The organism is Streptomyces sp. MBT53 (assembly GCF_016654115.1).
Lineage (GTDB): Bacteria > Actinomycetota > Actinomycetes > Streptomycetales > Streptomycetaceae > Streptomyces.
This window is the reverse complement of sequence record NZ_JAEQAZ010000283.1, coordinates 1-8,505: the sequence shown is the minus strand read 5'-3', so window position 1 is coordinate 8,505 and position 8,505 is coordinate 1. Positions and strand designations below refer to the sequence as shown.

At 67.3% G+C, this 8,505-nt stretch carries 11 protein-coding genes; 4 read left to right on the top strand and 7 right to left on the bottom strand.

What is annotated here, in order from left to right; all coding sequences use genetic code 11:
- Positions 1-17 precede the first annotated feature (17 nt).
- Genes galK through galT form a run of 3 tightly spaced genes read right to left on the bottom strand, consistent with a single transcriptional unit; the run spans position 18 to position 3,194 of the window.
- Complete coding sequence (gene galK, locus JHN45_RS48095) at positions 18-1,160, bottom strand: galactokinase (RefSeq protein WP_201055751.1); 1,143 nt, start codon at positions 1,158-1,160, stop codon at positions 18-20.
- A 10-nt stretch (positions 1,161-1,170) separates the two neighbouring features.
- Entirely contained in the window at positions 1,171-2,136 is a 966-nt protein-coding gene (galE, locus tag JHN45_RS48090; RefSeq protein WP_201055750.1) for a UDP-glucose 4-epimerase GalE, read from the bottom strand.
- Positions 2,136-3,194: a galactose-1-phosphate uridylyltransferase gene (gene galT, locus JHN45_RS48085; protein ID WP_201055749.1), complete on the bottom strand. Its 1,059-nt coding sequence runs from the start codon at positions 3,192-3,194 to the stop codon at positions 2,136-2,138. Before galT ends, galE begins: the two co-directional genes overlap by 1 nt.
- A gap of 147 nt (positions 3,195-3,341) precedes the next feature.
- Here galT and JHN45_RS48080 point away from each other — a divergent pair, with 147 nt between their 5' ends.
- Positions 3,342-5,030 carry a sodium:solute symporter family protein gene (locus tag JHN45_RS48080; RefSeq protein WP_201055747.1) on the top strand — a complete coding sequence of 563 codons (1,689 nt, stop codon included), beginning with the start codon at positions 3,342-3,344 and terminating at the stop codon, positions 5,028-5,030.
- Between the two features lie 20 nt (positions 5,031-5,050).
- Complete coding sequence (locus JHN45_RS48075) at positions 5,051-5,365, top strand: hypothetical protein (protein WP_201055745.1); 315 nt, start codon at positions 5,051-5,053, stop codon at positions 5,363-5,365.
- Positions 5,366-5,430: 65 nt separating this feature from the next.
- Here JHN45_RS48075 and JHN45_RS48070 read toward each other — a convergent pair whose 3' ends face one another.
- The 4 genes from JHN45_RS48070 to JHN45_RS48055 are packed head-to-tail and all read right to left on the bottom strand — an operon-like array spanning position 5,431 to position 7,326.
- The gene (locus JHN45_RS48070) at positions 5,431-5,700 is read right to left on the bottom strand and encodes a hypothetical protein (RefSeq protein ID WP_201055743.1); all 270 of its coding nucleotides are present in this window, start codon (positions 5,698-5,700) and stop codon (positions 5,431-5,433) included.
- Positions 5,701-5,703: 3 nt separating this feature from the next.
- Positions 5,704-5,976, bottom strand: coding sequence for a hypothetical protein (locus JHN45_RS48065; protein WP_201055741.1), 273 nt, complete (start codon positions 5,974-5,976; stop codon positions 5,704-5,706).
- Positions 5,977-5,979: 3 nt separating this feature from the next.
- Positions 5,980-6,879: a hypothetical protein gene (locus tag JHN45_RS48060; protein WP_201055740.1), complete on the bottom strand. Its 900-nt coding sequence runs from the start codon at positions 6,877-6,879 to the stop codon at positions 5,980-5,982.
- A 33-nt stretch (positions 6,880-6,912) separates the two neighbouring features.
- Positions 6,913-7,326 carry an ATP-binding protein gene (locus tag JHN45_RS48055; protein WP_201055739.1) on the bottom strand — a complete coding sequence of 138 codons (414 nt, stop codon included), beginning with the start codon at positions 7,324-7,326 and terminating at the stop codon, positions 6,913-6,915.
- Positions 7,327-7,552: 226 nt separating this feature from the next.
- Between JHN45_RS48055 and JHN45_RS48050 the strand changes: the two genes are divergently transcribed.
- Both JHN45_RS48050 and JHN45_RS48045 read left to right on the top strand, forming a co-directional pair.
- The gene (locus tag JHN45_RS48050) at positions 7,553-8,404 is read left to right on the top strand and encodes a helix-turn-helix transcriptional regulator (RefSeq protein ID WP_201055738.1); all 852 of its coding nucleotides are present in this window, start codon (positions 7,553-7,555) and stop codon (positions 8,402-8,404) included.
- 8 nt (positions 8,405-8,412) lie between these two features.
- Positions 8,413-8,505: DUF397 domain-containing protein (locus JHN45_RS48045; protein WP_201055737.1), on the top strand; the 93-nt coding region annotated here is incomplete at its 3' end.

The following is an 8,505-nucleotide window of genomic DNA, read 5'->3' as shown; positions in this document are numbered from 1 at the left end:
CCGCAAGGCGCCGCGCCTCACCCCACCCGCCGCGCCCCCGCCGAAGGCACCGCCGGGAACACGCGCGGTGCGGTGTAACCCGCCGCCGCAAACGCTTCCTCGACCGCCTTCGTGACCGTGTCCGCGTCGGCCACCTCGACCAGGACGATCGCCGAGCCGCCGAAGCCGCCGCCCGTCATCCGTGCGCCGAGCGCGCCCGCGCCGACCGCCGTGTCGACCACGAGGTCCAACTCCGGGCAGGAGATGCGCAGATCGTCGCGGAGGGAGGCGTGGCCCTCGGTGAGGACCGGGCCGATCGCGCGGACCTCGCCCGCGTCGAGCAGGTTGATGACCTGGTCGACCCGGTGGTCGTCGGAGACGACATGGCGGACGTAGCGCCGGATCCGTTCGTCGCTCAACCGCGCCAGTGACGACTCCAGGTCCTCGTACGCCACGTCCCGCAGGAAGGGGACGCCGAGTTGGCGGGCGCCCTCCTCGCAGCCCTCTCGGCGTTCCGCGTACTCGCCGTCTCCGAGAGCGTGCTTCACACGGCTGTCGACGACCAGAAGCGACAGGCCCTCCGACGCCAGGTCGAACGGGATCTGACGGATCGACAGATCGCGGCAGTCGAGGTGGAGCGCGTGGCCCTCCTCGGCGCAGGCCGAGGCCGTCTGGTCCATGATGCCGCAGGGGACGCCGACGAAGTCGTTCTCCGCGCGCTGCGAGAAGCGGGCCAACTCCGGTCCGGACAGGCCGAGTTCGAAGAGGTCGTTGAGGGCCAGGGCCGTGACGACCTCCAGCGCCGCCGAGGACGACAGGCCCGCGCCCGTCGGGACCGTGGACGACAAGTGGATGTCCGCGCCGGTCACTTGGTGACCCGCCTCGCGCAACACCCAGACCACGCCCGCCGGATACGCGGCCCAGCTCGTGTTCGTACGCGGGGCCAGGTCCTCGACATGCAGTTCTACGACCGGGCCCTCGATGTCCGCCGAGTGGAGCCGGAGGACGCCGTCCGTGCGGCGCGACACCGCCGCCACCGCCGTGTGCGGCAGGGCGAGCGGCATCACGAAGCCCTCGTTGAAGTCGGTGTACTCGCCGATCAGGTTGACCCGGCCCGGCGCGGCCCAGACGCCCTCGGGAGCGGTGCCGTACAGCTCCTCGAAGCCCTCAAGTACACCCACGTGTTGTCTCCTAACCCTTCGATACGTTCTGCGCGAACGCCCACGCGTCCGCGACGATGCCCGCGAGGTCCGCGCGGGTCGGGTTCCAGCCGAGGCGCTCCTTGGCGCGGTCAGCCGAGGCGACCAGGGACGCCGGGTCGCCGCCGCGGCGCGGGGCGACGATCTCGGGGATCGGGTGCCCGGTGACCTGGCGGACGGTCTCGATGACCTGGCGGACGGAGAAGCCCTCGCCGTTGCCCAGGTTGCAGATCAGGTGCTCGCCGGGCGTGGCCGCCTTCAGCGCGAGCAGGTGCGCGTCGGCCAGGTCCGCGACGTGGATGTAGTCACGGACGCAGGTGCCGTCCGGCGTCGGGTAGTCGTCGCCGTAGACGGAGATCGCGTCGCGCTTGCCCTGGGCGACCTGGAGCACGAGCGGGATGAGGTGCGACTCGGGGTCGTGCCGCTCGCCGCAACTGCCGTACGCGCCCGCCACGTTGAAGTACCGGAGGGACACGGCTCCTAGCCCATGGGCCGCCGCCTCGCTCGTGATCATGAAGTCGACCGAGAGCTTGGAGGCGCCGTAGGGGTTGGTCGGGGAGGTGCGGGCGGTCTCGACGATCGGGACCTCCTCCGGCTCGCCGTACGTGGCCGCCGTGGAGGAGAAGACGAGCTTGCGGACGCCTGCCTCGCGCATCGCGGCCAGCAGGGCCATCGAGCCGCCGACGTTGTTCTCCCAGTACTTCTCGGGCTTGACGACGGACTCGCCGACCTGGGAGAACGCGGCGAAGTGGAGGACGGCGTCGTAGGAGGAGTCGAGCCACTTGGCCGCGTCCCTGATGTCACCCTCGATGAAGGAAGCACCCGCCGGGACCCCTTCACGGAACCCCGTCGAGAGGTTGTCCAGGACGGTGACCTCGTGGCCCGCCTCCAGCAGGTGCTGGGCGACCACGCTGCCCACGTAACCCGCCCCGCCCGTGACCAGGTACTTACCGCTCATCAACTCGCTACCTCTCGCAGTCGCTGTGCCGCGAACTCCGGCGGCACGTCGTTGATGAACACGCTCATGCCGGACTCGGAACCCGCGAGGAACTTCAGCTTGCCGGAAGTGCGGCGAATGGTGAAAAGCTCGAGGTGGAGCGCGAAGTCGTCCCTGCTCACACCCTCGAACTCCTCCAGGGTGCCGAACGGCGCCTGGTGCCAGGCGGCGATGTACGGCGTCGGAGGCTCGCCCTCACCGAAGATCCGGTCGAAGCGCCTCAAGAGTTCCAGATACACCTTGGGGAACTCTGTGCGGGCCGCCTCGTCCAGACCGAGCAGATCGGGCACGCGGCGCTTGGGATACAGGTGGACCTCGTAGGGCCAGTGCGCGGAGTACGGCACGAAGGCGGCCCAGTGTTCACCCTCAAGGACGACCCGCTCACCGGCGAGTTCACGCTCCAGGACGGCGTCGAAGAGGTTCTCCCCGCCGGTCGCCTCCTTGTGGGCCGCGAGTGAACGCAGCATCAGCGCGGTGCGCGGGGTGGTGAAGGGGTAGGCGTAGATCTGGCCGTGGGGATGCCCGAGGGTGACGCCGATCTCCTCGCCGCGGTTCTCGAAGCAGAAGACCTGCTCGACGGAGGGGAGATGCGACAGCTCCGAGGTCCGGTCCGTCCACGCGTCGAGGACGAGGGCCGCCTGCTCCTCGGTCAGCGAGGCGAAGGACGCGTCGTGGTCGGAGGTGAAGCAGACCACCTCGCAGCGCCCGGAGTCCCCGGCGAGCGAGGGGAATCGGTTCTCGAACACGACGACGTCGTACGAGGAGTCCGGGATCTCGCTGAGCCGGTCGCCCGTCGTCGGGCAGAGCGGGCACTGGTCGACCGGCGGGTGGTAGATGCGGCCCTGGCGGTGCGAGGCGATCGCCACCGAGTCGCCGAGCAGCACGTCCCGCCGTACCTCCGAAGTGGTGACCGTGCGCTCCAGCGGGCGGCGGTCCACCGCGTCGCGCACGGTGTCGTCCCGCAGGTCGTAGTAGATGAGCTCACGACCGTCGGCCAACCGGGTCGAGGTCTTCTTCACGCCGGGCTCTCCATCCGTACGTACATCCACGCCACATCCGGGCTTCACACAGAACTAAACACATCAAACCACCGATCCCCCCAGTCGTCACCATCAAAATCAAACAAAGAACACCAGACGAAAACCATCAACCAAGGTGAGCGCTTGATGCAGTCTCTGCAGCCCCCCACCTTCCTCGCCGCCGAGCTCCGGCTCCCCACCAACGGGCTCGACTACACGATCCTGGCGATCTACTTCGTCGTCGTTCTCGGCATCGGTCTGGCCGCCCGCAGATCGGTGAAGACGAGCCTCGACTTCTTCCTCTCCGGGCGGTCGCTGCCCGCGTGGATCACCGGTCTCGCCTTCATCTCGGCGAACCTGGCCGCCACCGAGATCCTGGGCATGGCCGCGAACAGCGCGCAGTACGGCGCGTACACCGTGCACTGGTACTGGATCGGCGCCATCCCGGCCATGGTCTTCCTGGGCCTGGTGATGATGCCCTTCTACTACGGCTCGAAGGTGCGCTCGGTCCCGGAGTTCCTGCTCCTCCGCTTCGACAAGTGGGCACACCTGCTGAGTTCGATCCTGTTCGCCTTCGCCGCGATCCTGATCGCCGGTGTGAACCTGTACGCCCTCGCGATCGTCGTCGAGGCGCTGCTGGGCTGGCCGCAGTGGGTGGCGATCGTGGTCGCCGGCGCGTTCGTGCTCGCGTACATCACCCTCGGCGGGCTGTCGTCCGCGATCTACAACGAGGTGCTCCAGTTCTTCGTGATCCTCGCGGCCCTCATCCCCATCTCCTACCTCGGCCTGAAGAAGGTAGGCGGCTGGGACGGCCTGACCGACAAGCTGGACGCGACCCACGGCCACAACTTCACCACCGCGTGGGGCGGCACCGGCATCGGCAGCGTCAACCCGCTGGGCGCGAACTGGCTGACCATCGTGCTGGGCCTGGGCTTCGTGTTGTCCTTCGGCTACTGGACGACGAACTTCGCGGAGGTGCAGCGCGCGCTGTCGGCGAAGAACCTGTCCGCCGCCCAGCGCACCCCCCTCATCGCCGCGTACCCCAAGGTCTTCATCGTCTTCCTGGTGATGATCCCGGGCCTGGTCGCGGCGGCGCTGGTCCCGAAGATCGGCACCAGCGGCTCGGACCTCCAGTACAACGACGCGATCCCGTACCTGATGGAACAACTGCTGCCCAACGGCGTCCTCGGCATCGCGGTGACGGGTCTGCTGGCGGCGTTCATGGCGGGCATGGCGGCCAACGTCTCGTCCTTCAACACGGTCTTCACGAACGACATCTGGGCGAAGTACGTGGTGACGGACCGCGAGGACGAGTACTACGTCCGCTTCGGCCGCCTGATCACGGTGGTAGGCGTGGCGGCGTCGGTAGGCACGGCGTTCCTGGCGTCTTCGTTCTCGAACATCATGAGTTACCTACAAACGCTCTTCTCCTTCTTCAACGTGCCGATGTTCGTCGTCTTCATCGTCGGCATGTTCTGGAAGAAGGCCACGCCGAAGTCCGGCTTCTGGGGCCTGCTCGCGGGCACGGTCACCGCGATGGTCAACTACTTCTGGATCTACAAGCAGGGCATCATCTCCATCCCCTCCGACCAGGGCGCCAACTTCGTCTCCGCGATCGCCGGGTTCGTCGCGGGGGCGGTGGTCATGTTCGCGGTGTCCCTGTTCACGCAACCGAAGTCGGCGGAACAGCTTCAGGGCCTGGTCTACGGCACGACGTCCCCCGGCATGACCGAGGCACCCGCCGCGGGCGACGACGCGTGGTACCGCCGCCCGGCCCTGCTCGGCTGGGGCGCGGTGATCCTGGCCGCCCTCTGCTACATCCCGTTCTCGTTCTAGCCGCGGAGGATTGAGAGACCATGTCTGAAAACTCCGGACACTCGGAGCACGATCTCCAGCGCGAAGTCAGCGAACTGGAGGGCAAGTCGACGACCGCGTCCCGCCTCTTCGATCTACGGCTGATCATCGGCGGGTTGTTCGTCGTCTACGGCGTGATCGTCACGATCGCGGGGATCAACCCGTCGGACTCGTCGCTGGACAAGTCCGAGGGCGTCAACATCAACCTGTGGACCGGGATCGCGATGCTGCTGCTCGGGATCTTTTTCCTGGGGTGGTTGAAATTGCGGCCTGCGGTGGTGCGGGCGCCGGTGGCGGATGAGGAGCGGGGCGAGTAGGCCTGGGGGCTGCGGGGCTGGGACCGGGGTTCGTTTCGGTCCCAGCTGCCGCCTGGCACTGCCAGTTATTCGGCTACGAAGAGTTCCGACGCGTCAACGACCCGATAGGAGCGATCGAGCCAGGAGGTGAGTTCGTCCATGTCTCTGGAGGCTCGGACGCGGGTGCGGATCTCGTCGGGTACACGGATCTGGCGCAACTGGAGGATACGCAGAACGGTCGCTGCCCGTTCTTGAGCCATTCCTTCCCGGAAACCCTCCGCTCGACCCTCCACCCGGCCCTCCTCGCGCACCTGCATGGCCAACGGGTGCCGCCAGAAGTACTGGATCTCTGCCACGCCTCAGAAACCTCCGCCGAACAGGTCCCCCGCGTCGGTGACCTGGTTGGCGCGGTCCAGCCAGGTACCGAGTTCGTCTACGTCGGTGGAGGCGAGGATGCGCTCACGGACACTGTCGGACACGGCGATCTGGCGCCGCTGAAGGGTACGCAGGATGGCCGCGGCCCACCCTGCGGCCATCCCCTCTTCGCGTCCTTCTTCGCGTCCTTCTTCGCGTCCTTCTTCCCGCACCTGCTCCGCCAGCGGGTGCCGCCAGAAGTACTGGATCTCTGCCACGCCTCAGAAACCTCCGCCGAACAGGTCCCTCGCGTCGGTGACCTGGTTGGCGCGGTCCAGCCAGGTACCGAGTTCGTCCACGTCGGTGGAGGCGAGGATGCGCTCACGGACACTGTCGGGCACAGCGATCTGGCGCCGCTGAAGGGTATGCAAGATGGCCGCGGCCCACCCTGCGGCCAGCCCCTCTTCGCGTCCTTCTTCGCGTCCTTCTTCCCGCACCTGCTCCGCCAGCGGGTGCCGCCAGAAGTACTGGATCGCCGTCATCAGGTCCCTCCACATCTGCTGGGCCTGGCGGTCGGCCAGGCATGAGTCGACGAACTGCACGAAGACCGCGGCGCTGTCCGGGTCGATGGTCCGCAGGGCGGTTGCCAGGTTTTCCAGTATGGCGGCGGCCTGCGGTCCCTTGCCATGCGTCATCGCCGAAAGCACCGCGAGGGGTACGTCCCGTTCGGCCTCCCGTTCGTCGACGATCACCGGCACGTTGTCCGGCCCGAGCACGAACGGGCGCACCGTCAGCGAGGGGCACCCGCGCACCCCGAGATGAATCGGCTCCGCCGCCCAGCGGGCCGTGGCGCTGCTCTGGGTGATGACGATGAGCACGGGCTCACAGCGGTACTTCTCGTGCAAGTAACTGAGGTAGTACGGCCAGCTGCTGCGTTTCCTGGCGTCCGGCTTGCCCTGCGACTCGACGACCAGGAGATAGACGCCCTCCTCGGTCTCCGCCCGCAGCAACGTGTCCACGCGTCTCTCGACCGGCTCGATCTCCGTGAGATCCACGTTCATGGCCGCGAACTCGCGCGGCTCGGGCAGAGGAACACCCAACACGTCCTGCAGAGCACGGGTGAGCAGCGCGGGATCCTTCTGGAAGATCCGGTGCAGCGCCTCGTGCGACGAGCCGACCATCAGCTCTCCTTTCAGTACGACATGATCAACGAGCTAGGCCGCGGCGAGGTCACACCACACGTACTTGCCACGCCTGCCGTTCCTCGACAGCGGCTGCCACCCCCAGACATCCGCGCAGGCCTGAACCAGGGCGAGGCCGCGCCCCTCCTCGGCGTCCAACAGATTCGCCAACTGGCCCGGCGCTTCCGGTGGTTCGGGGTCCGCGTCCCACGCCCCGACCCTCAGCACCCCCGCCGACCACCGCACCCCGAGCATCGCCGGCCCCTTGGTGTGCAGTACGGCGTTGGCCACCAGCTCCGTCGCGAGGAGTTCGGCGGTGTCCGCGACGCCGATGAGTCCGTGCACGGTGAGGACCAGGCGGAGGGTGCGGCGGCAGACGGTGACGGCACGGCGGTCGTTCGGGATGGAGAGGGAGTACTCCCAGGGTTCGGACTCGGTTTCGGGCATGCGTGAACTCCGTTGGTGGTGTGGGGAGTTGATGCGGTTCACGGGCGGTGGCCTGTCACTCCGTCATGGCAGGACGGAGTGGTGCGCTTCCGGAGTCCCGGGTTTCGCAGCGTGTGCGTCGCGTCACCGACGGTACGGGTAAAATTTGGAACAGTGCAAGTCGTTGTCGTAATCTGCCCCCCGAACGAGTCACCGCGCCACGGCAGTTGGGGCGAGAGAGGAAGCCATGCCACGCAGACGGCAAGTCACCGCGCGCCAGGAACGCCTGGGCATTGAACTGCGGAAGCTGCGTGAGACAGCTGGACTCAAAGCACGGGAAGCCGCCGCGCTGGTCGGGTCCGACTCCGCCCAGATGAGTCAGATGGAGTCCGGAACGGCAGGAGTGAGCGAGGAACGCGTACGCAGCCTCGCCGCCAATTACTCCTGCGAGGACGAGGAGTTGATCGATGCGCTGATCGCAATGGCCACGGATCGGACACGCGGTTGGTGGGAGGAGTACCGGGGGCTGCTTCCCACGTCGTTCCTGGACCTGTCCGAGTTGGAGCACCACGCCACCTACCGCTGGGACGTGGATTTCCTCCATGTCCCGGGCCTGCTCCAGACAGAGGACTACGCTCGCGCAGTCTTCTCGCACAGAGTGCCCGCACTTCCCCCGAGAGACCTCGATCTGCGGGCCGAACACCGGATGAAGCGACACCGCATCATCGAGGGTGACCAACCGACCCCGTACGAAGCCGTAGTGCACGAGGGGGCCCTGCGCATCCGGGTCGGTGACCGTCCCGCGTCACGAGCTCAGCTCACCCGCATCCTGGAACTCTCGGAAGCGGACCACGTGACCGTACGTGTCATCCCGTTCGACCTGGATGGATTCATCGATGCCGGAAGCGTCATGTTGTACGCGGGTGGCACTGTGCCCAAGCTGGACACGGTCGTGCGGGACGCACCCCACGGTTCCGCCTTCGTCGACTCCGAGGCTCAACTCAGCAGCTTTCGAACGCTTTTCCGTAGAGTGGAGGGTGTGTCACTCGACCCCGAACGCTCGCGTGACTTCATCCACAGGCTGACGAAGGAACTGTGAGGCGCACCATGACACCCCCGACCAACTGGCAGAAGTCGTCCTTCTCCGGCGGCGGCGACGGCAACAACTGCGTCGAACTCGCCACCACCCCCACCACCCTC

Excerpts from the sequence above, each read along its gene's own strand:
- galE (WP_201055750.1), bottom strand. The coding sequence starts at position 2,136 with ATGAGCGGTAAGTACCTGGTCACGGGCGGGGCGGGTTACGTGGGCAGC.
- JHN45_RS48080 (WP_201055747.1), top strand. The coding sequence starts at position 3,342 with ATGCAGTCTCTGCAGCCCCCCACCTTCCTCGCCGCCGAGCTCCGGCTC.
- JHN45_RS48075 (WP_201055745.1), top strand. The coding sequence starts at position 5,051 with ATGTCTGAAAACTCCGGACACTCGGAGCACGATCTCCAGCGCGAAGTC.
- JHN45_RS48060 (WP_201055740.1), bottom strand. The coding sequence starts at position 6,879 with ATGGTCGGCTCGTCGCACGAGGCGCTGCACCGGATCTTCCAGAAGGAT.
- JHN45_RS48055 (WP_201055739.1), bottom strand. The coding sequence starts at position 7,326 with ATGCCCGAAACCGAGTCCGAACCCTGGGAGTACTCCCTCTCCATCCCG.
- JHN45_RS48050 (WP_201055738.1), top strand. The coding sequence starts at position 7,553 with ATGCCACGCAGACGGCAAGTCACCGCGCGCCAGGAACGCCTGGGCATT.